We start from the raw sequence: 19743 nt of genomic DNA, 5'->3' as shown, positions 1-19743 counted from the left end.
TGCGTGCGCGGTGCTAGTCACGTACCCAGCCTTTACGAATTGGCAGGGAGAACACCAGACGATAAATCTGCTGCAAACGCGGGTAAACCGCCGCGCCGATGTACTGCCAGAGCATTTGTGCCACCAGGCAGCCAACGAGGCCGCTGAGGAAACCGCCCAGCATATCCATTGGCCAGTGCACGCCGAGGTAGACGCGAGACCAGGCAATGGCCACGCCAATGGCCATCAGCACCAGGCCAGACCACAGTCGATGCCAGAACAGGAACGCCAGCGCGAAGGTGAAAATGACTGTGCCGTGATCGCTGGGGAAAGAGTTGTCGGGCGCATGATGCAGGAACGTGTGGCCGACGTTCGCCACAAAAGGACGGGCGTGCGGGAACAGCTGCCCCATTGTCCAGGACAGCGTCAGGCTGACGGCGATAGCCAGTGCTACCTTGACCACCAGGTGCCGCTGGGCGTGGACCTGCTTACGTTCTCCCCACAGCCACATGGCGGCGGCGAGCAGCGGGACAATCAGAATCAGATCCTGTGCGATAAAGGTCGCTAATGCTATCTCCCAAGCCGCAGAGGCGGGCGTGGCGTTGATCAGCAAAAACAGCGTGTTATTCAGGTTTTCCAGCATAACGTTCCGGCTTTATAGATGACGGTTTGATGACAGCTACCTTAAAAATCCTTTTCCGGACGGTAAAGCGGCATTGTCTGAATCGCGCTACCGTCGTGCAAGTGACTGATATTAAGGTGGCGTATGGCGTGGGTACAGTATAGCGTGCGCTACCTTAAGCCAATCTTAACAACATCAATTTGTGCGAAATCGTTAATTGACGTGATAATTAACTATCACCACTACTGTGCATTGATTAAACTTGCGCGTTTTTATAATGGTTACGAGTCATCTATGGATACTTCCTCTCCTTCCCGGAAACGCTTAGGGCGCAAGGCGATTCTGTTTCCGCTTTGCCTCGTGCTCTATGAATTTTCCACTTATATCGCTAACGATATGATTCAGCCCGGAATGCTGGCGGTGGTGAAAGAATTCAACGCCGGCGACGAGTGGGTGCCGACGTCCATGACCGCCTATCTCGCGGGCGGCATGTTTCTGCAATGGCTGCTGGGGCCGCTGTCCGACAGGATTGGCCGCCGCCCGGTGATGTTGACCGGGGTCATCTGGTTTATCGTGACTTGCCTGGCCACCCTGATGGTGCAAAATATTGAACAGTTCACCTTCCTGCGTTTTTTACAGGGCGTCAGCCTGTGCTTTATTGGCGCGGTAGGGTATGCAGCGATTCAGGAATCTTTTGACGAAGCCACCTGTATAAAAATCACCGCGCTGATGGCTAACGTTGCGCTGATTGCGCCTCTGCTGGGGCCGCTGGTGGGGGCCGCGTGGATTCACGTAGCGCGCTGGGAGAGCATGTTTGTGCTCTTCGCGGTACTGGCGGTCATCGCCTATGTGGGGTTGCATAAAGAGATGCCGGAAACGGCGACCCGCATTGGTGAGAAGCTGTCGATTAAAGAACTGGGGCGCGACTATCGCGAAGTGCTCAAAAACGGCCGCTTCGTGGCCGGAGCGCTGGCAACGGGGTTTGTCAGCCTGCCGCTGCTGGCGTGGATTGCGCAATCTCCGGTTATTATTATCAGTGGCGAACAGGCCAGCAGCTATGAATACGGGCTGCTGCAGGTGCCGATTTTTGGCGCGCTGATCCTGGGCAATCTGGTGCTGGCACGGTTGACCTCACGCCGTACGGTACGTGCGTTGATCATCGCCGGTGGCTACCCGATTATGTTTGGCCTGCTGCTGGCCTCCGTTGCGACGGCGGCGTCGTCCCACGCTTACCTGTGGATGACCGCCGGGCTGAGCTTCTACGCCTTCGGGATTGGCCTCGCGAACGCCGGGCTAGTGCGTCTGACGCTATTTTCCAGTGAGATGAGTAAAGGAACGGTGTCGGCGGCAATGGGCATGCTGCAAATGCTGATCTTTACCGTAGGGATTGAGCTGAGTAAGCATTGCTATCTGCTGGGCGGCATTGGCTTATTCAGCCTGTTTAATCTGGCGGGTGGCATACTGTGGCTAGTGTTGATGGTGATGTTCCTGCGGGATAAAACCGTCGGCAGCGGTTTACAGCCAGGATAACAGGAGGCCGGATAAGGCAACGCCGCCATCCGGCAGCCGGAATGAAATGGCCCGATAGCGCTTTGCTTATCGGGCCTGGCGTTGGGTCAGGCAAACGGCGCTTCGCCTTTCAGTACCTTATCGATAATGGCCAGTACGCCTTCCTCGTTATTGTGCGGTGCAGCATAACCGGCAACGGCCTTCACCGCGTCGGCCGCGTTGGCCATCGCGAACTCGAAGCCGGCCTGGCTTACCATCTCGATATCGTTGCAGCTGTCGCCAAACGCCACGACTTCATCGTCGCGGATCCCCCAGCGCGCCTGCAGCAGGCTCAGGCCGTGGGCTTTATGTACGCCCGGCATGATCAGATCGATACTGCCGTGGCCGGTGGTGACCGCGGTGAGCATATGGCCGAGCTGGTTATCAAGCAGCACCTGCATTTGTGGCACCTTGTCGTCCGGAATATTGAGGGCGAACTTGAGGATGGTGTCATTAAGGCTATCGAAATTCTCCACCCGTTCCAGACGGTGATAGTAGTGGGCCGCGATATCGTGGAAGCGCGCATCATACTGTTTCAGCGTGTAGGCACTCTGTTTTCCGCAGGCGATAATCTCGATTTCCGGACGTGTTTGCAGGAACGCTACGATCTGCTGGAAACGATCGCGCGGCATATCGCAGTTAAAGATATCTTCACCGGCATCCCGTACCCAGCCGCCGTTCTCAGCGACGAACGCGATTTCACCGGCGATCTCCGGGAAGAACGACGCCAATTGATAGTACTGGTTGCCGCTCGCGACCACGAAGCGAATCTGCTGCGCTTTCATCTGCGCATACTGCTGAAGAAAACGCGCGCGGTTATAGGTTTTTTTGTCGCTTAAAAACGTGCCATCCATGTCGACAGCGATCAGTTTAACGCTCATCAATGACTCTCCATTACAACGCGGGGCTCGGGTTTGGCCACCGCTTTCGCCACCAGAGCGGCAATCAGAACCAGCGACAGTACGGCCAGCATGGCGCTACGCAGGCCGTAATGTTCGCCAAGGAAGCCGAGCAGCGGCGGCCCGACCAGGAACGCCAGATAGCCGGTGGTGGCGACCACGCTGACGCGGGTAGGCGCATCCGGGCCGGTATCGCTGGCGGCGGAAATGGTTAGCGGGAAGCCAAGCGAGGCGCCCAGCCCCCAGAGGATCACCGAGACGCCGGCAACCCAGGCGCTGTCGATAAAGATAATCAGCGCGATGCCCAGCGCTCCCATCAGCGCGCTGGCGCGCACGACGGTGACGCGGCTGTAGCGGTCGATAAACCAGCCGCCGGTAAAGCGTCCCACGGTCATCCCCAGCGTGAAGCCCGCGTAAATCAGCGAGCCGGAGGCAGGGCTAAAGCCGTGACCGTCAACCATCAGCAGCGGCAGCCAGTCGTTGGCCGAACCTTCGGCGAAGGCCATTGCCAGCACCACCACGCCAATCAACATCAGCTGCATATCGCGCCAGAAGGGCACGCCTTTTTCCTGATGCTGCGCGTCTTCAGCGACGTTTTTGCCGGTGCCGTCGGGAATGGCCTTGATGGCAATAGCGATGGGGGCGATTCCCACCAGCGCCGCCAGCAATATATGCCACATTGCCGGCAACCCGAAGGCGGTAACCGCCATACCGACGCCCGCGCCGACCAGCGTACCGAAGCTGTAAAAGCCGTGCATCATGGGGAGCACGGTTTTTTTCATCTCGCGCTCGACGGCCGCGCCTTCCACGTTGATGGCCACCTCCGCCGAACCGAAGCTGGCGCCAAAAATGGCGAGCCCCACGGCGAAGATCCACGCTGAAGCTTCATGTAGCGCCAGGCTTAAAATCATCATTCCGAAGATAGCGCATGACATGGTGGTACGAATAACCGCCCGGGTCCCGAATCGTTTCACTAAAAACGCCGAACAAAGGATGCCGCTCATTGAACCAATCGACAGGCCAAACAGCACGATGCCCATTTCGGCGGTAGAAACGGACAAAATATCGCGGATCGCCGGCGTACGCGTGGCCCACGAGGCCATTAATAAACCGGGTAAAAAGAAGAACATAAACAGCGCCCACATGCGCAGCTGCAGGGTTTTACGGGAGGTTAAGGTTGTCATCCATTCGCATCGGGTCGGAAAGTGTGCAGACAACACTAACAAGGTTGTGTACATTTGTACATAATCAGAAAGAGGAGAATTATGGCTCGCCGACCGAACGACCCGCAGCGCCGGGAGCGCATCCTTGACGCCACGCTTGAGACCATCGCAACCCATGGGATCAGTGCGGTTACGCACCGAAAAATCGCGACCTGTGCCGACGTGCCGCTGGGCTCGATGACCTATTATTTTGACGGCATCGATGCGCTGCTGGGTGAAGCATTCCGCACGTTTACCGAGCGAATGTCAGAAGAGTACAGCGCCTTTTTTGCCCGCGTAGAGACGCCCGCCGATGCCTGTGATGCCGTGGCCGAGCTGATTTTCACCAGCCAGGTGACCACCCCCAGAAATATGACCCTGATGTACCAGCTTTACGCGCTGGCAAGCAGTACGCCATCGATGAAAGCGATTATGCAAAATTGGATGCAGCGCAGCCAGCAGACGCTGGCGCAGTGGTTCGATCCGGTAACCGCCCGCGCGCTGGACGCATTTATTGAAGGGATGACGCTGCATCTGGTCACCGACCGCCAGCCGCTGGCGCGCGAGGATATTCGCAAAATGGTCGGGCGTATTGCCGGAGAGAGTTAAGGCGCGCCGTCGGCAACAAAATGTGAGCATCGTGCCCTGTGCGGCATCAACCTGCAACATAAGACAACGCGTGATTGTGACGTTCTTAATCCGTATGAATTAAGGGAAAGAGGATCCGCGCGATGGGCGAAGGGGTGTTTTTAACTTATTGATAGTTAGATTGTTGGTGAAATTCAGGCAACAAAAAACCCATTTATGTAAATGGGTTAGAAATAACAATGAGTTGCAAGGCAATCAATAAGTTAGGTTAGTGATAAGGAGTGGCGATTACGGGGCAATGTCAACCGCTGCCGCCACTTTGTCGCCACTTATACCGGAGATTTGTCATTTCCCCATAAAGGGAGGCTGGTGCTGAAGATTGCACGTTCGCAATCAGTCTCAAGTTTCTTCTGAGCAACCTTTTGTGGGATAAATCGACACTGATTTGTGCGACGGTCATACTTAATTTTAGCCTTTCCAATCTCAATAGCCCGCCAGCCAATAGTACGATGTATTACAGCATCTATAGTCCTAAGACATCTCAGTTTACCCTGAATGACGAACTTTTCTTCGGGATTAATTGTGCAGGTGAGTTCTCCTGAAAAAGTCCAATCACCTTCTGCTTTCTCTAACTGTATATGTATGAAATGTGGATAAGAAGTAGAGATGTCACCTTCATTGCCCCAATCAACTTTTACCAAAGACTCATAGTTTTTTGTTTTAGATGATTGATAAATAGGTTGATATGCAGCAGGGATGATTACAACTGCCCCAACTGCAGCCACAACTGAAAAAAAATTCGCAATGCCGGACATAGCTTTACTCTATTAAGGGAAGGTGCGCTATTTTAACGTGTTAGCTGTTTGCTTCAAGGCTCGTTGCTTTAGTGGAAAGTGTGGCTAATGGATTAAAACGCAGTGCTGTTTCAAGGTGATCAGGGGCAAGATGTGCATAGCGCATAGTCATTTTTATATCGTGGTGGCCCAAGATTTTTTGCAAAGCAAGAATGTTCCCGCCGGACATCATAAAATGTGCTGCGAACGTATGGCGTAGAACGTGGGTAAGTTGCCCGCGTGGTAGTACGATCGAGGTTCTATCCATCACGGCTAAAAACTGGAAGTAGCAGTCAGTAAAAAATTTGAAGCCGTCCAGTGCAACAATTTCCTCATACAGCTCTTTGCTGATCGGAATGCTGCGGTTTTTTTTGCCCTTAGTTCTGACAAATGTGATTCGGTATTTCGTGACCTGAGAACGGGTCAGGTTCACAGCTTCGCGCCAACGTGCTCCGGTGCTCAAGCAGATTTTGACGACAAGAGCGAGCAGGGGGCTTTGGCGTTGACAGTCGAACAGAAGCTCTGTGATTTGTTCATGTGTCAGCCAGGCCATTTCTTTTTCGGCAATGGTGAATTTACGCATGTTCTCCAGTGGATTTGGTGCTGTCCATTCACCGAGTCGGGCTAACTCGCTAAAGACTCCACTCAGATAGCTTTGCTCCAGATTGATAGTTACCGGGCTGGCTCCTTTCTTCCATTTTTCGCTGAAGTAGATTTCACCCGTCAGGCGCTTATCGCGATAGTGCGCGAACATTTTGGATGTTAGATCGGTGGCGAGGGGATTTCCGAGAGCATCGACCATCAGTATCAACTTGTCGTAAATATGCTCGCCAGCGGTCAGGGATTTGCCGTGCAGTTTGAACCAGAGTTCAACGACATCCTGTAGAGTTCGACGGTCTACCGATTCACCAAGCCAGGGCTTAGTCTCTGCCTCATACATTGTGTGACGCTCAAAAGCCAGTGCTTCGCCTTTGGTGGCGAACTGCTTGCGCACACGGCGTCCTTCGCGCCCAGTGGGATAGCATTCGCAAATCCATTTCCCTGTGGGGAGTTTTCGTACTGCCATAAAAATGCCCTCCTTTTGGAGAGCATTTTTACTGTATGTATAAACAGTGTCAATGTATGATGTTAAGAACTTTATACATCATAGATATCGGTATGACTGCGGTGCTGTAATATTGTCACCTAATGAACTTAGTAAACGTGGTTGTTCATAGACTTTCAAATCACCGATCTTAATCGCAAAGGCTTTATCCCTACTTTGAAAGTAAGAATCAAAAAATTGTTTACTGATACCCGCGTAACGGCTAGTTTTTTCCCAGACATTACTAGGTTTATCTTCTATAACGTCAGCAATATCGAACTCAGCGACAATCATCCCTACAGGCATTGTCGAATAAATAACCACAGATTTTACATCTGGATTTTTAAAGATCCCTTTTCTGAACTCAAACTTTTTTGTTCCATCAAGTATCTTTTCAACAAATTCAGGTTTAATTGATAATAATACTTTCATCTACTTCACCAAGTTCAACTATTTTATTAAACTGATTATCAGTTAATTCAACAACACTCCAGCGGTTTTGACCATTCAAACCCACATCTGAAATTAGTTTAGCACGGTTTATTCTTTTAGGTAAAGCAAGATTATATGTGAAGCTAATAATATAAGGATATCTTTTAGTTTTGTAAAAATCTCTTAGTTCCTCCTCGGAAAATACGCTATATCTGGCGCAATACTTTATAAATTCTTGCTCAGTAGCAAAGGAGTTTATATTTCTGACGTCTTCAACAACGCATAGTGAAGTTGCAACTGAGCGGTAGAATGCTCTGTTTTGTTCATCGGTTGTTCTATAAATGACTAATATGTCATGATGCCTTATTTTTGTTACATTTTTCATACGACATATGTATATTTTTCTTATGCTATTTGCATGAGACACATCTGTAATTATATCTGGTGACTCATTTATTAATTTAGAGTCAGGGAAAAGCTTTGTATGAAATTTTGGGAAAATTGATAACAGATATTTTTTTTCATTGCCTCTGTTATTAATATAAGGATAATCTGAAAGAAGATCACCTGTAAGGTGTTCTCGATTCATTTCTCTTAATAGAACATTTTCAGTGCCATTTGCTGAATTTTTTATACCATAACGAATAAAACCGTATAGTTGAAATAATTTTATTAAATAATCATGCTTTTCAAATACAGTGACGTAAATATCATCTACTTTTTCTTTTAAAGCGTGGTCAAATATTTTCTTTAAAAAGCGTTGTCCTCTCAATGTTTTTTTTGTATTAAATTTGAAGGTCCCGATTTTTAAGTGTTTTTTATTGGCTAACGTTGGCGTGACGTCTGTAATTGAACCATTCTCAATTTTCAAATACATAAACCCATCAATGGTGTTATCATCATTGTAGAGAACATAAGCCATTTCTTCAGGGTTTAGGCTTTTTTTATTTAACCAATCAACAAAACCTTGTTTATAATCATTTTTCAGTGAATCAAAGAAAACATCATTGAAATTCACTTCACTGAACTTTATAAATTTTAAGTTTTCCATATAATTTCCTCAGTGATAGTTATGTTATTTTCTATATGTCCAAAAATGAGCTGAGATATAAATTATAATCGCAGCAAAAGCAGCAGCAATATAATATCCCTGTGTGGGGATGAACTTCAGTACAAAAGCAAAGGCCGCGCCATATAGTAAATAAGAAATTATTTTAGTGATTTTTGTTTTTGTATTTTTAAATTTAACAACGACAGAGAAATCATTCAATCTAGAATCTTTGTCATTGGCAATCTTCCAGTGATAGATCATTGGGTCATGAGGACCGAAAGAAACACTTTTGTCAAAATATTTTGTCCATGTTTCAGATTCTAATATTCTGCACCCTTTATAGTTGGAACCTGATGCGGAACACTCATCAACCATATCTCTTATGATAAATAAATGAGTCTTCAATGGAGTACAAGCTGCGCTAGCTAATGTAGTTGAAATTTCGGATGGAAGATTTCGTTGCTCATTGATTCTAAAATCAACAATGTCTGAACGCTCAATATTACTTTTAAGAAATAAATCTTTAGGGTAAAAAGTTTTAACTAATGCTTTTAGATCACATGGATCTAGTTTGATGCGGAATCGGATGTAATGTTTACAGCTATGTGAATCTGAGAGGCAGTCATTTAACCTGAAAACGACTAAAGTACCATCATCAGCTTCACTGATTTTGACTCGTTGATCAAGTTGGCTATTATTAAATGCTAACTTTGTGTTTATTATTAGATCGCCTTTGTTGTCAAGTACTAATTTTAAATGTCTTTCATCTAATGTTTCTCTATTAATTAAATATTCATTAAAGACAGCTGTCACCAGATCTTTACTTGACTCGAGGTTGTCACTTAAATCTGAAAAAAATTCAGGTTTTTTCTTAAATGGGAGGAATATACATATTGCCCCATTAGAGGCTATTTCTTCTTCTACTGGATGATGGAACGTTATACCAAAATCTAAATAACTTAATTTATGTGAACTTACGTTCCAGAAATTTATGTGTAACTCATCAATAAAACTGGAATGAGTAGGGTTATAACCAGAAACTTTTCTTATTTTAAAATTTCGGCATCCCCAAACCGCAAAACTTCGTGACATAAATATTCCCTTATATATCAGAATAACTATTGTTACAAATCGGCTAAGAGCTGATAATAGCATCTCGCGATGGGTTTAATATCATCGAGCATACATTCGAAAGATGCTTGTTCACTACTTACTTGTACTTTACCAATAGGAATCCGAGTCAATTCACGAGTGCTCGTTTTTCCTTCAATCTCTACAATCCACCTACCATCAATAATCTCGTTAAAGTCCATTTCTACAAGATAGCTATTCGTTAGATCAGAGATAATGATTGGTTTAGTGATGCCTTGCGGAAGTAAAGCTTTATCAAAAAAATAGGAAGAAGCATCACGCAGCTTCCCATCGACTATTTTCTGATGAGGTAATCGAACTATATCTCTCACTAAATCGTTATGTGCGGAACCGACTCCTGTTACTAGCCAGTCGAGTGAAACACCAGTTTCTAAAGCACACTGGATAACCCACTCAGAAGGAAAGGAATCTCTCATATAACGTGTTGCAAGGGTACTTTTTGAGACACCTAGATGGTCGCACAAGGCCTGCCTAGTCGTGTATCCATATGCTTCAACCATTCTTTCAATGGCAGCTCTGCCACCTTTTTCAAGATCCATAGATCACTCCAAGTGAACTTTTTGTTTGACAGTTCGAACTGTGAGGAGTAGGTTTGCGTGTGTTCACAAAAAGCAAACCTTGTGGGATGGTGGGTCACACACCGTTAACCACAGTTAATCACAGTTAAAAGGGAATCATGCACCATGACACCTCATATTTCAATCTCGTTGGCCGTACCTTCAATTTCAATTGAAAAGTACAGTGAACTCACAGGGTTATCTATTGACACAATCAATGACATGTTAGCGGATGGGCGTTTGATACGGCACCGCTTACGCAAAGATAAAAAGCGCGAAAAAGTTATGATCAACATTGCCGCTATGACTATCGATGCGCTCTCAGATTGCAATGTGTCCATCAATTAGTTCGATTTTGAGACCGACTGAGGGCAAAGGCTATGTTTGATTATCAGACCTCTAAACATGCTCACTTTGATGCGGCTTGCCGAGCATTTGCAATTGAACACAATCTGGAAGATGTGGCCGCTGCCGTTGGTATGCGGCCGCAGATCCTGCGCAACAAATTGAACCCAGCGCAACCGCACCGTTTAACCTGTGACGAGCTTTTAGCCATTACGGATTACACCGAAGATGCGCGTTTACTGGATGGGATGCTGGGGCAGATTAACTGCCTTCCATCCGTACCAGTGAATAATGCCACAGAAGGCAACATGCAACTATGCGCACTGAGTGCCACAGCCAGTGTGGGCGCAATTGCTGGGGAAGCCGTATCCACTGGTCATATGACCGCCGCCCGCCGTACACAAATTCTGGATCGCGCTCGCGATGCAATCCGTAGCTTATCCGTGCTGGCTTATACCGTTGAAAGCCGTATCCAGTCTGCGCCCGTTCTGGCCGCTGCGGTGGATCTGGTGACGGCTAACGCCACCGGCTTGATGTGAGGGAGCACCATGAAAGCGTTTGTTACATACCTAAAAAAAGAATCACCAGCCATGCAACGGCCAAGTGGTTCAACGGGCTGGATAGAACTGCCGAACGGTCAGCGCTGGAATCCTGGCCACACGTATAAATTCAATGCGCATGAGTCTGTTCGAATGAAAGGTGGGGTGGTTTTACGTTTCTTGTCTACAAAAGTCCGTCGCCTGGTTGGGGGGATAGGGGGGCGCTATGGCGATTAGCCAGGAACAACAAAAGCGCGGACTGGAACATTTAAAACAGATCCGCCGAAAATACTTCAGTGAAAGCAGCGAGGCCGCTGAATGGTGGGACAACCTGACACCGGAGTGGCGCGGCGTGGTGCTTCATGCTGCTGCTGTTACTTCTGGCACCGGGGCATTTAAAGCCCACTTAAGCAAGTGCTGCTGGCGCGAGCTTTATGAACGCCTGGGCTATCGGGACATGATTCTGCTGCGCCAGGGCATTTCACGGGCGCGGTTAACGTTTGATGGTTTCGGCAGTTTACGTGACAGCGATTTTTCGAAGCGCACTGCGAACCGTCCGATCAAGAAGGTATATCCAATTTATAGCAGTAGCGGGGTGCAGATGGTAATCGCGCCTCATATCGTCCAAAAGTTGCAGCAGCAGGGGAATCACTAATGACCATTATTTCTGTCGAGGGTAAATCGTTGGGGGCAGAGTTGGCTGCGTGGGGAGTCCCGCACAACTACGCCTTAGCATTTGCAGAGAAAAGCACCAGTAAAAATGGTCGCATTGCGTTGCATCCATTCTTCTTTAATGACACTGAGCACATGACTAATCCGCGTCACTGGCTGGCAATCAATGCCGCTTTCTGGTGCTGCGTGTACCGCGAGGCTGAAAGCAAAGAAGCACAGATTGAAGCGCTGGCCGGAATCCGCGCCATTTTTTATACGGCCGGTGCGCTGGGTGTTGGCGAAATTAAAGCTCTGATCCAGGAGTGGTGGCGGACAACTTACGAGCTGCACCTTATTCCAGCACCGAACCATTCCGCCGTCACTGTACAACCCGCTTTTCACTAATTAACAACCTGAATTTTTTGGTCACAGCTTAGGTGGCCGGGGATTCTTTTGCCTTAAGGAAACCAAAATGCACATGACACGTCAGGATTTACCCGCAACGAAATCAGGTACTGACCTTCTGACCATGCTCACCAAAGCTACACAGGAAGGTAAAGCAGCTGCTGCTGATCTATGTTCCACCCGTCTGGATAAGCTGGCCACTCACGCGGCCAATGAAGGTTTAAGCGCAACGGAAATCGTTGAGTTAATCCGCGAAGAAGCTGCAGCGATTTGTAGTAAAGGCGGTGCAGCATGGCAGTAAAAACTCCGCTTAAGTGGGTGGGCAGCAAAGCCCGCCTTATGCCACAGTTGCTTCCTCATCTGCCGGAAGGTAAGCGCCTGATTGAACCTTTCGCCGGTTCCTGTGCTGTCATGATGAATACGGATTATGACGAGTATCTGATCGCTGATGTGAATCCTGACCTGGTTAATCTGTATAAGACAATGGCCTATCAGACTGATGCATTGCTCATTGAGCTGGAGGCTTTATTTTCTGCCGGTTCATTAGGCGATGAAGAAAGCCGCGCTGTTTTCTATTACGCGGTGCGTGATGCCTTCAACCAGTCCGGCAAATCCTTTGGTTCTGAATCTGTGGAAGCTGCGTCGCGTTTTCTTTATCTGAACCGTCACTGCTTCAATGGCCTGTGCCGATACAATCGCCGTGGCCAGTTCAATGTTCCGTTTGGTAAGTACAAAAAAACCTACTTTCCTGCTGATGAAATCCGTGCTTTTGCTGAAAAAGCGAAACGCGCAACGTTCATTACTGCCCACTATTCAGAAACGCTTGATTTGGTAAGGGACGAGTATGACGTTGTTTATTGTGATCCGCCTTACCTGACTGATACCGACAATTTCACCGCTTACCATGAGCGTGGTTTTTCGCACATGGATCAGGGACGGCTGGCGCGTAAGCTGCGCCGCCTGACTGAGCGTGGGATTAAGGTTGTCGCGTCAAACAGCGATCTGGAAATGGTGCATTACCTGTATGCAGGATTTGACGCTGTGCGGGTAAATGCGCCACGCAGTGTGGGTGCAGCAGCTGCAAGCCAGAAAGTGGCCGCAGAGCTGATTCTTAAGTCACCTGCTAACCCGGCCATCGACATTCGGGCGGTGGTGGCATGATGGCGGAAATTATCACCGGCATTTATGCCTTGTTTGCCTGTATCACTTTCGCTTTTCTCTTGTGGGACGAATGTCAGGACGAATTTGATTACGATGCTGAGGACTTAGGGTTAATCACTCTGAGTGCGGTTTTCTGGCTACCGCTGGTAGCGGCCGTACTTGTGGCCTTTCTGATTGATTTCTGGCGCAAGTGGGTTAACCGTGGTTGATATGCTGGAGCCTGGCCAACACCACGCCGTCAATGCCTGGCGGCGTGAAACCTTTGCGCCTGGTACCCCTTCCGATGCGACGATCACAGAACGCCGCTTGTGGGCTGTTAACCCACAGGATTATGAATGGCGCTCCCAGTTCCTGCATGAGATACCTGACTGGTTAGCCGGGTATTTCGGCAACCGTTACGAAAAACTGCTGTCTGGTCGTGACGGGCGTCGCCGTGCCAATACATTCCTGCGTAAAACTATCGGTGAGAATGTATTGCCACGTCTGCGCAAAGTGGCTGCACGTTACAAACTGGCCGCTGATGCACTTGATCTTCCTTTTGGTAAGTCGCTGGAGCGACTGCCGTCACTTGACCGCCCGGATCTCAAAAAACTGGCTGGCCAGATATCTGGCTGGATCTCTCAGTCACTTTATGACTTCACCGATCAGTTTGTGGGCAGCACTGACGATGCCGCAGAGCTGCGCCGCCGTACGCTGGAGTCTTACCGCCATTTATGCACATGTTCCCTGATGCTGAACAATCAGCCGCCGTACTGGGCAGAGCATGAAGCTAATGGCGGGCAACTGGAAACGCGTAAGGCTGAATCCGGGATTCTTCGCATTATGGCACCTGAATGGTGGTATCTGCGTCTTAAGCGGGCGCGTGATATGCAGCGTGAGCATATGGCCATTGCCGTGGGGCAGGTACAGAAAGCAGCCAGTGCTTATGTGTCCCGTAAAACCCTTGGTGAATGGATAGACCAGAAAAAGCGGAACCTTGAGTTCTTCAAAAAGTTTGACCTGCTGAATGATGAAGGGCTGCGTATTGCGCTGGACTGCATGGTGCACCGCAGCGTTGCTAATCCGGCGATCCGTCGCTGTGAGCTAATGGTAAGAATGAGAGGGTTTGAAGATATGGCCAATGAAGAAGGGCTGGCCGGTGAGTTTTACACCATCACTGCGCCATCGCGATTCCATGCGGTACACAGCAAAGGGGGCTTTGTTTCACAGTGGGATGGCTGCACCCCGCAGGACACCCAGCGCTACTTATGCGGTGTATGGGCGAAAGCCCGCGCCGCTATTTCCCGGGCTGGTATCCATGTTTTTGGTTTTCGTGTGGTAGAGCCTCACCACGATGGGACACCGCACTGGCATATGCTGCTTTTTATGCGTCCTGGTGATGTGGATACCGTGCGCGATATTCTTTGCTATCACGCCAGAATTACCGACTCCGAAGAACTGCAAACGCCAAACGCGCTAAAGGCACGTTTCCATGTTGAAGCCATTGATCCCGCTAAAGGTTCGGCTACGGGTTACATTGCCAAATACATATCCAAAAACATTGATGGGTTTGCGCTGGATGGTGAGCAGGACGACGAAACAGGGGAGAACCTGCGGGATATGGCCAAGTCCGTTTCTGCATGGGCTTCACGCTGGCGCATTCGCCAGTTTCAGCAGATTGGCGGTGCGCCGGTGACAGTCTGGCGCGAGTTGCGCCGGTTACGTGATCAGGTGCTGACTGACCGCAGAATGGATGCGGTTCTGGTTGCTGCGGATGTTGGTGATTGGGCGGCATACACCCAGGCGCAGGGTGGCGCACTGGTTTCCCGCCGTGATCTGGTTGTTCGTCTGGCTTATGAAATCACGGAACAGGGTAATGAATACGCAGAGGACGTGCAGCGCGTTCAGGGTGTCTATTCTCCATTGGTTCCAGATTCAGCGGTATGTACGCGCCTGGTGAAGTGGCAAAAGGTTGCGAAGTTGGCCGAAGCGCCAGCGGAGGCGGGTTTTTCTGGCGGCAGCGCCGCCCCTTGGAGTTCTGTCAATAACTGTACGGAGGGTGGAACCCGCAGACGGTTAAAACTGGAGTTGCGCAGTCGGGGTTTTGAAGGTTCTGACGATGAAGTAGCCATTCTCATGCGGGGCAGTGGTTTGAGATTTGGTCAGGTGGCATTGATTTACCGCAATGGCCGGTTGCAGGAAACACGAAATGAGCCAACGCACGAGCTGTGGCCGGGGTGGTTGTAGCCTCGTAAGTCTGTGATACGTCAATGTTTGTCAGTGAATAGCAGGAAAAATCACTTTCACATTTTGTGCTTAAATGTATACTGTATGAATATACAGTTATTCTGTTTTTTAGGAGGATGCTTGTGCAGGATTTGTTTATGGAAACTATCGCATTGCAGCGGATTGCGTTGTTTACCAGGTTGATAGCCAAAAGTAATTGCACTGGCTGTGAAAAGGACATTGCACTTGCCTGGCTCAGCGAGCTGACTTCAGATCTGGAAAGTAAACTTGATGAATATGAAAGTAAAAACCCCCGGGAAGGGGGCTTATCAGGCGGCGGGAGTCGCTTTCAGTAGGTCTAATGCCATTTGACGCTGATCGGGTGACAGTGCATTCAGTATTTTCTGCACCATAGCATCACCCGTTTTTGCGCTGGGGCTGAGCGTGTGGGAGAACGTCAGATTCATCACAAACGTATGGCCACACTCCACATCTGAACAGGCGCAGTAAATATCCGCAATCTGCCGGTGCTTCCGGTTTGTTTTACGAATAACAGCCTTTGAGCCGCATTCCGGGCATTCGATTTTCAGAACTCGCATATTCCATGCTCCAGCTGTTAAATGATGCCTGGATTTTAGCCTTTTTCGCCTCATGTCGCATCCTTATCCGTTGATTCTGTGTAACTTAAATCAAAGTTAAGGTGCAGCCTTTCCGGTATTTCGGGATCCTTGTTAACAGCGGTCATAAACCGGCGCTGAATGGGCGCTATTTCGCTTTTCTTGTAAATCCTTTCCGCCTTTTCAACATCCCCCAGACCGGCAGTGTTCTGCGGGACAATTCCGGCCAGGCCAGCAGGAAAGCGGTGCGCGTTGAGAATATCCTGCGCACTGATGTTTTTGATGTTGGCAAATTCATCTTTTGCAGAGATATCCCCCATTTCAATAAACTTGATCGCATCCCCATCCCCGCCTGGAATGTTCACCAGAATGGTAGAGAAATTACCAATGCCTTTACTGTCCCGCAGCTGCTGTTCAATCTCTTCTTCCATTTCATCTGTCATACTGGGATCGCGCGTGTAGAGAATGCCGCCAGTATGGGCACCGTTGTGGTAGTAGCGGCGGCGAAAAATCACGGCTTCACTGTTCAGCAAGGCCGAGTGTACGCCGCCGATATAGTCGGGCAGCCCGTAAATATGCTGCTGCGGGTCGTACATCTTGATAAAAATGATATCTTCCTGCGGCCATACCTGCGGTTCGCCGTCCTGCAACACCACATAATCGCCGGGCTGGTCTGTGGCGTTGTCCCTGACTTTACGGCGGCGAATATACAGGCCGGGTAAAGGTTCCAGGGCAATCACATCCCCCCATCCGTTGCGGATTTTGCCAATCGCAATATCCCCGAAGGTTGTATAGTCAAACGCTGCGGCTTCCAGCTGGTCGTAAGTCAGGCCACCGCCCAGATAATCAGACACAATCATATTTTTCCGGGCGTGGATGATGCCGCCATGCTGACCGTTAAGATTGATAAGCTGTGCCAGTGCCAGCCGGTCAATCGGCTGGGTAAAGTGATCGGCGGCATTGTCGTACCAGATGTCGCGGTAATCCGTGCCGGTGGTCAGTACGGGTTCCGGTTTGCCGAATGTGATGATGCTCATTTTTTTGGACTTATCGCCGCGCGGGTTGCGCTTAACGAAGCGGTTTTTTTTACTCATGCAGCCTCTTTCCTTACACCCCAGCGGGATTTCGGTTTGTTTTCGTAGTTGAGTGGTTCGTTATGCAGGGCGTGGGTAATTGCCCAGAACGCCTCCGCGTGGCCTGTGTCCTGGCTGCGGTCAGCGACAAATGTCATGGCGTTACCGCTTTGCGTTGTAGTACGGCGTACAGCCATAAAGCTGGCCGGGATCTCTTTCAGGTTCTTGTCCCATTCAATACGCTGACTTTCCACCACGTCCGCCGCTTTCAGTACCAGCTGATTTTTCGTGTTCATGTCGTAACGAATGGCGACGGCCACGCGCATGGCAAAATGCTGGATGTTGTCAAAAACCCCCTGGCCAATACCGGTAACGTCCACTCCCAGATAGGTGAAGTTGTATTTTTTAAACAGGAGTTCGATCTGCTTGGCCTGATAGCGGAAGTTCATGCCCTTCCAGTTAATGACCTTCAGAACGCGGAATTTCTCTGCGGCGTACATCGGCGGGGCAATAATCACAAAACACGACAAATCGCCGCTGCGTGCCGGGTCAAAGCCTCCCCATACTGGCCTGTCACCAAATGGCCGTGCAGCGTCCGGGTTGTGATCCTGCCAGGTGTCCACCTCCACACCGCAGGCTTCCAGGTCAGAAAAGCTGAATACAGAATCTTTACTGTCCACGAACACGCACATATAGAGCATGTTGAAGGTGGCGGTGTTGTAGCGGTTGCGCAGCTTCTCGATGTTGGCCAGGTTGAAGCCGCCTGCAATGGCATCCTCCATTGTGATGACATAGCGCCACTGACCATCCGGGCAAAGCCGTCCGCCGTTGCGCATTTCATCAAAGGACGGGAACTGAGCGGCCGCGCGTTTTTTGCTGCCCTGTTTCCATTCCTCACCCGTCCAGAACGGGTAAGCCTGGTGCGTTTTGGCCGATGGCGTTGAAAAGTAGGTGGTGCGCCATTTGTCATGGGTGGCCATTGCGCTGGCCACTTCGTTAAGCCTGGCGAAGTTAGGCACCCAGAAATATTCGTCACAGTACAGGTGGCCACTGTAGGACTGCGCCGTGTTTTTGTTGGTTGAGAGAAAGCGCAGTTCAGCGCCATTGCTGAGGCGGATCGGGTTGCCGGTCAGCGTGATGCCAAAATACTGCTCTGCAATGTTGACGATGTAAGACCGGAAGTATTCCGCCTGGACTTTGGAGGCAGACAGGAAGATTTGTGGATCACCTGTCATGACCGCGTTTTCAAAGGCTTCAAAAGCAAAGTACCAGGTGGCACCGATCTGGCGGCTTTTAAGGATGTTCCTGACCTGCTGGCCAATATTCCTGCGCAGGTGTTTCTGGTATTCAAAAAGATGTTCTTCCGCCCAGGAGTCAAAATCCGCCTGAGTCAGAGAAGAAATATCGTTTTTCCTGTTTTTGCGTTTGGGGCGCGGTTCATCGCTGTTGCCGTCCCGCGCTCCTGCCTGACCGTTACTCTGGCCGCTGGCCATCTTTTCTTTATGCTTATTGCTTTGAGCACGCAGCTTTGTGGCGTGGGCAATCAGCATGTCCATTTCTTTCAGGTCGAGATCGGTTTTATTATCGCGGCTGGCCAGCAGCTGGTAGCGGCGTTCGATTGCCTCCTCTGTACTTTCAAAGCTGAGTAAATCCGCCCAGCTGTATTTCTCAGCCCAGTAGTAAACGATCCGCGCATTCGGCAGATTTAATTCTGATGCAATTTCTTTTGGCGTATAGCGGCGCAAATAAAGTGCGCGGACAACGCCTTTTAGTTCTTCTGAGTATTTAGCCATGCGGATAATTATGCCGTGGCTGTTATGAAAAAACGGCGGTGTTAATTCGCGTCTGTTCGGTAATACGTGATAACCGAACTGTTCAGAATAAAGCGTGATGCGGTGGTGGTTTTATTTGGCAATAATTAATTTGCAGCGTCGGTGAATAAATCAGGGGGGATATGTCGCATTTAAAAACTGACTGGCTGTGTGTTGCTACCGAAGGGGATACCGTTGACGGCAGGGATATTAAACGCCAGTGGATTATCGATATGGGGGAAACCTATGACTATAACCACTATGTCGCTTTGATCTGGCCAGAACACGAGGACGATTGCGGTAATTTTGGGGAGGTACTGGAAGCCACCTGGCATGATGGTGAGGACGGACTGGCGCGGCTTTACGTCAGCCTTTGTCCGAATATGCGTTTAATTTTCGCCAACCATGAAGATCAGCTCCTGTTCTTCTCGATTGAACCGGAAGAAAACTGGCGCGGTAGTGGGCGTACATACCTCAAGGGGCTGGCGGTAACAGATACACCCGCCAGTGTTGGCACCACACGGCTGCGCTTTAGTAGTCGGCGCAAAAAATTATCTAAGCAGGGATATTACAGTTGTGTGATTTCCCGTGATGGAAAAATTAAACAGGAAATACGAATGAAGAACTGGCAAAAATTGTTTGGTATTAAACCGAAGTTTGAAGATGAAACGCCGCCTGATGATACCGCGCAGGGTGATGATAAGTTACAGGCGCTGGCCAACGTGGTAAACGAACTGGAAGGCCGTGTGGCCAAAATTGAAAATCAGCTCAGTGATGTTCAGGGTGATGTGGATACCATTGCGGAAGTGGTCGATACCGAAGAGTTTGCGGCTATTCGTGATAATGCAAAAGATATCGTTAAACGTTTTAACGATCTGGGTAATAAATCCACCCGTACACCGGGGCGTAAGATTTCAGAAAAAGCGGGTAAATTTAATTTCCTGTAATACGTTCTGACGTTAATTAGTACAAAACATTTTTATTATCGC

25 protein-coding genes are annotated in these 19743 nt (G+C 49.3%); 13 read left to right on the top strand and 12 right to left on the bottom strand.

Annotated elements, in window-relative coordinates:
• Positions 1-13: 13 nt before the first annotated feature.
• Positions 14-622 carry an undecaprenyl-diphosphate phosphatase gene (gene ybjG / locus V6942_RS05705; protein WP_106924508.1) on the bottom strand — a complete coding sequence of 203 codons (609 nt, stop codon included), beginning with the start codon at positions 620-622 and terminating at the stop codon, positions 14-16.
• Positions 623-895: 273 nt separating this feature from the next.
• On the opposite strand from ybjG, the gene V6942_RS05700 reads away from it, so the two are divergent.
• The gene (locus tag V6942_RS05700) at positions 896-2131 is read left to right on the top strand and encodes an MFS transporter (protein WP_333500922.1); all 1236 of its coding nucleotides are present in this window, start codon (positions 896-898) and stop codon (positions 2129-2131) included.
• An 86-nt stretch (positions 2132-2217) separates the two neighbouring features.
• Here V6942_RS05700 and V6942_RS05695 read toward each other — a convergent pair whose 3' ends face one another.
• Positions 2218-3030, bottom strand: coding sequence for a Cof-type HAD-IIB family hydrolase (locus V6942_RS05695; protein ID WP_333500921.1), 813 nt, complete (start codon positions 3028-3030; stop codon positions 2218-2220).
• Positions 3030-4232, bottom strand: a complete 1203-nt coding sequence (locus V6942_RS05690; protein WP_182965786.1) for an MFS transporter — start codon at positions 4230-4232, stop codon at positions 3030-3032. Before V6942_RS05690 ends, V6942_RS05695 begins: the two co-directional genes overlap by 1 nt.
• An 81-nt stretch (positions 4233-4313) precedes the next feature.
• On the opposite strand from V6942_RS05690, the gene V6942_RS05685 reads away from it, so the two are divergent.
• Complete coding sequence (locus V6942_RS05685; RefSeq protein WP_106924505.1) at positions 4314-4859, top strand: TetR/AcrR family transcriptional regulator; 546 nt, start codon at positions 4314-4316, stop codon at positions 4857-4859.
• A 308-nt stretch (positions 4860-5167) separates the two neighbouring features.
• Here the strand turns inward: V6942_RS05685 and V6942_RS05680 are convergent, their stop codons facing one another.
• From V6942_RS05680 to V6942_RS05655, 6 genes are all read right to left on the bottom strand, one after another.
• Positions 5168-5653 (bottom strand): hypothetical protein, encoded by a 486-nt coding sequence (locus V6942_RS05680; protein ID WP_097755934.1) that lies wholly within the window; start codon positions 5651-5653, stop codon positions 5168-5170.
• Between the two features lie 40 nt (positions 5654-5693).
• On the bottom strand, positions 5694-6737 hold the full coding sequence (locus V6942_RS05675) for a tyrosine-type recombinase/integrase (protein WP_333500920.1): 1044 nt from the start codon (positions 6735-6737) through the stop codon (positions 5694-5696).
• Between the two features lie 78 nt (positions 6738-6815).
• Positions 6816-7187: an ASCH domain-containing protein gene (locus V6942_RS05670; RefSeq protein WP_115398490.1), complete on the bottom strand. Its 372-nt coding sequence runs from the start codon at positions 7185-7187 to the stop codon at positions 6816-6818.
• Positions 7165-8238: an N-acetyltransferase gene (locus V6942_RS05665; RefSeq protein WP_333500919.1), complete on the bottom strand. Its 1074-nt coding sequence runs from the start codon at positions 8236-8238 to the stop codon at positions 7165-7167. The genes V6942_RS05670 and V6942_RS05665 overlap by 23 nt, the downstream gene beginning before the upstream one ends.
• A 24-nt stretch (positions 8239-8262) precedes the next feature.
• Positions 8263-9330 carry a hypothetical protein gene (locus V6942_RS05660; protein WP_333500918.1) on the bottom strand — a complete coding sequence of 356 codons (1068 nt, stop codon included), beginning with the start codon at positions 9328-9330 and terminating at the stop codon, positions 8263-8265.
• 32 nt (positions 9331-9362) lie between these two features.
• A complete protein-coding gene (locus tag V6942_RS05655) occupies positions 9363-9929 on the bottom strand; it encodes a phage repressor protein CI (RefSeq protein ID WP_115398487.1) in 567 nt (188 codons plus the stop codon).
• 144 nt (positions 9930-10073) lie between these two features.
• Here V6942_RS05655 and V6942_RS05650 point away from each other — a divergent pair, with 144 nt between their 5' ends.
• The 10 genes from V6942_RS05650 (at position 10074) to V6942_RS05605 (ending at position 15609) form a co-directional block, all read left to right on the top strand.
• A complete protein-coding gene (locus V6942_RS05650) occupies positions 10074-10295 on the top strand; it encodes a regulator (protein ID WP_333500917.1) in 222 nt (73 codons plus the stop codon).
• Between the two features lie 32 nt (positions 10296-10327).
• Complete coding sequence (locus V6942_RS05645) at positions 10328-10831, top strand: phage regulatory CII family protein (RefSeq protein WP_021293717.1); 504 nt, start codon at positions 10328-10330, stop codon at positions 10829-10831.
• Between the two features lie 9 nt (positions 10832-10840).
• Entirely contained in the window at positions 10841-11068 is a 228-nt protein-coding gene (locus tag V6942_RS05640; protein WP_333500916.1) for a phage filamentation protein Fil family protein, read from the top strand.
• Positions 11058-11486, top strand: a complete 429-nt coding sequence (locus tag V6942_RS05635) for a hypothetical protein (protein WP_057521321.1) — start codon at positions 11058-11060, stop codon at positions 11484-11486. The genes V6942_RS05640 and V6942_RS05635 overlap by 11 nt, the downstream gene beginning before the upstream one ends.
• Complete coding sequence (locus V6942_RS05630) at positions 11486-11887, top strand: hypothetical protein (protein ID WP_058331641.1); 402 nt, start codon at positions 11486-11488, stop codon at positions 11885-11887. Before V6942_RS05635 ends, V6942_RS05630 begins: the two co-directional genes overlap by 1 nt.
• A 67-nt stretch (positions 11888-11954) precedes the next feature.
• Entirely contained in the window at positions 11955-12188 is a 234-nt protein-coding gene (locus V6942_RS05625) for a DUF2732 family protein (protein WP_265758801.1), read from the top strand.
• Complete coding sequence (locus V6942_RS05620; RefSeq protein WP_333500915.1) at positions 12179-13048, top strand: DNA adenine methylase; 870 nt, start codon at positions 12179-12181, stop codon at positions 13046-13048. Before V6942_RS05625 ends, V6942_RS05620 begins: the two co-directional genes overlap by 10 nt.
• On the top strand, positions 13045-13257 hold the full coding sequence (locus V6942_RS05615) for a hypothetical protein (protein ID WP_284903755.1): 213 nt from the start codon (positions 13045-13047) through the stop codon (positions 13255-13257). Before V6942_RS05620 ends, V6942_RS05615 begins: the two co-directional genes overlap by 4 nt.
• 1 nt (position 13258) lies before the next feature.
• On the top strand, positions 13259-15274 hold the full coding sequence (locus tag V6942_RS05610; protein ID WP_333500953.1) for a replication endonuclease: 2016 nt from the start codon (positions 13259-13261) through the stop codon (positions 15272-15274).
• Between the two features lie 137 nt (positions 15275-15411).
• Entirely contained in the window at positions 15412-15609 is a 198-nt protein-coding gene (locus tag V6942_RS05605; RefSeq protein ID WP_001742468.1) for a hypothetical protein, read from the top strand.
• Here V6942_RS05605 and V6942_RS05600 read toward each other — a convergent pair.
• The 3 genes from V6942_RS05600 to V6942_RS05590 are packed head-to-tail and all read right to left on the bottom strand — an operon-like array spanning position 15583 to position 18736.
• Complete coding sequence (locus V6942_RS05600; protein ID WP_012602735.1) at positions 15583-15906, bottom strand: ogr/Delta-like zinc finger family protein; 324 nt, start codon at positions 15904-15906, stop codon at positions 15583-15585. The two genes, V6942_RS05605 and V6942_RS05600, sit on opposite strands and share 27 nt — an antisense overlap.
• Positions 15903-16964 (bottom strand): phage portal protein, encoded by a 1062-nt coding sequence (locus tag V6942_RS05595; protein ID WP_333500914.1) that lies wholly within the window; start codon positions 16962-16964, stop codon positions 15903-15905. Before V6942_RS05595 ends, V6942_RS05600 begins: the two co-directional genes overlap by 4 nt.
• Complete coding sequence (locus V6942_RS05590; RefSeq protein WP_333500913.1) at positions 16961-18736, bottom strand: terminase large subunit domain-containing protein; 1776 nt, start codon at positions 18734-18736, stop codon at positions 16961-16963. The genes V6942_RS05595 and V6942_RS05590 overlap by 4 nt, the downstream gene beginning before the upstream one ends.
• 161 nt (positions 18737-18897) lie before the next feature.
• Here V6942_RS05590 and V6942_RS05585 point away from each other — a divergent pair, with 161 nt between their 5' ends.
• Positions 18898-19701, top strand: a complete 804-nt coding sequence (locus V6942_RS05585; RefSeq protein ID WP_333500912.1) for a GPO family capsid scaffolding protein — start codon at positions 18898-18900, stop codon at positions 19699-19701.
• Positions 19702-19743 lie beyond the last annotated feature (42 nt).

Origin of the sequence: Kluyvera genomosp. 2, assembly GCF_036759865.1 — a bacterium.
Lineage (GTDB): Bacteria > Pseudomonadota > Gammaproteobacteria > Enterobacterales > Enterobacteriaceae > Kluyvera > Kluyvera ascorbata_B.
This window is presented reverse-complemented; position numbering and strand designations above follow the sequence as displayed.

What these genes read in the sequence shown, in the direction of transcription:
- ybjG (WP_106924508.1), bottom strand. Translation starts at nt 622, where the DNA reads ATGCTGGAAAACCTGAATAACACGCTGTTTTTGCTGATCAACGCCACG.
- V6942_RS05700 (WP_333500922.1), top strand. Translation starts at nt 896, where the DNA reads ATGGATACTTCCTCTCCTTCCCGGAAACGCTTAGGGCGCAAGGCGATT.
- V6942_RS05695 (WP_333500921.1), bottom strand. Translation starts at nt 3,030, where the DNA reads ATGAGCGTTAAACTGATCGCTGTCGACATGGATGGCACGTTTTTAAGC.
- V6942_RS05690 (WP_182965786.1), bottom strand. Translation starts at nt 4,232, where the DNA reads ATGACAACCTTAACCTCCCGTAAAACCCTGCAGCTGCGCATGTGGGCG.
- V6942_RS05685 (WP_106924505.1), top strand. Translation starts at nt 4,314, where the DNA reads ATGGCTCGCCGACCGAACGACCCGCAGCGCCGGGAGCGCATCCTTGAC.
- V6942_RS05680 (WP_097755934.1), bottom strand. Translation starts at nt 5,653, where the DNA reads ATGTCCGGCATTGCGAATTTTTTTTCAGTTGTGGCTGCAGTTGGGGCA.
- V6942_RS05675 (WP_333500920.1), bottom strand. Translation starts at nt 6,737, where the DNA reads ATGGCAGTACGAAAACTCCCCACAGGGAAATGGATTTGCGAATGCTAT.
- V6942_RS05670 (WP_115398490.1), bottom strand. Translation starts at nt 7,187, where the DNA reads ATGAAAGTATTATTATCAATTAAACCTGAATTTGTTGAAAAGATACTT.
- V6942_RS05665 (WP_333500919.1), bottom strand. Translation starts at nt 8,238, where the DNA reads ATGGAAAACTTAAAATTTATAAAGTTCAGTGAAGTGAATTTCAATGAT.
- V6942_RS05660 (WP_333500918.1), bottom strand. Translation starts at nt 9,330, where the DNA reads ATGTCACGAAGTTTTGCGGTTTGGGGATGCCGAAATTTTAAAATAAGA.
- V6942_RS05655 (WP_115398487.1), bottom strand. Translation starts at nt 9,929, where the DNA reads ATGGATCTTGAAAAAGGTGGCAGAGCTGCCATTGAAAGAATGGTTGAA.
- V6942_RS05650 (WP_333500917.1), top strand. Translation starts at nt 10,074, where the DNA reads ATGACACCTCATATTTCAATCTCGTTGGCCGTACCTTCAATTTCAATT.
- V6942_RS05645 (WP_021293717.1), top strand. Translation starts at nt 10,328, where the DNA reads ATGTTTGATTATCAGACCTCTAAACATGCTCACTTTGATGCGGCTTGC.
- V6942_RS05640 (WP_333500916.1), top strand. Translation starts at nt 10,841, where the DNA reads ATGAAAGCGTTTGTTACATACCTAAAAAAAGAATCACCAGCCATGCAA.
- V6942_RS05635 (WP_057521321.1), top strand. Translation starts at nt 11,058, where the DNA reads ATGGCGATTAGCCAGGAACAACAAAAGCGCGGACTGGAACATTTAAAA.
- V6942_RS05630 (WP_058331641.1), top strand. Translation starts at nt 11,486, where the DNA reads ATGACCATTATTTCTGTCGAGGGTAAATCGTTGGGGGCAGAGTTGGCT.
- V6942_RS05625 (WP_265758801.1), top strand. Translation starts at nt 11,955, where the DNA reads ATGCACATGACACGTCAGGATTTACCCGCAACGAAATCAGGTACTGAC.
- V6942_RS05620 (WP_333500915.1), top strand. Translation starts at nt 12,179, where the DNA reads ATGGCAGTAAAAACTCCGCTTAAGTGGGTGGGCAGCAAAGCCCGCCTT.
- V6942_RS05615 (WP_284903755.1), top strand. Translation starts at nt 13,045, where the DNA reads ATGATGGCGGAAATTATCACCGGCATTTATGCCTTGTTTGCCTGTATC.
- V6942_RS05610 (WP_333500953.1), top strand. Translation starts at nt 13,259, where the DNA reads ATGCTGGAGCCTGGCCAACACCACGCCGTCAATGCCTGGCGGCGTGAA.
- V6942_RS05605 (WP_001742468.1), top strand. Translation starts at nt 15,412, where the DNA reads ATGGAAACTATCGCATTGCAGCGGATTGCGTTGTTTACCAGGTTGATA.
- V6942_RS05600 (WP_012602735.1), bottom strand. Translation starts at nt 15,906, where the DNA reads ATGAGGCGAAAAAGGCTAAAATCCAGGCATCATTTAACAGCTGGAGCA.
- V6942_RS05595 (WP_333500914.1), bottom strand. Translation starts at nt 16,964, where the DNA reads ATGAGTAAAAAAAACCGCTTCGTTAAGCGCAACCCGCGCGGCGATAAG.
- V6942_RS05590 (WP_333500913.1), bottom strand. Translation starts at nt 18,736, where the DNA reads ATGGCTAAATACTCAGAAGAACTAAAAGGCGTTGTCCGCGCACTTTAT.
- V6942_RS05585 (WP_333500912.1), top strand. Translation starts at nt 18,898, where the DNA reads ATGTCGCATTTAAAAACTGACTGGCTGTGTGTTGCTACCGAAGGGGAT.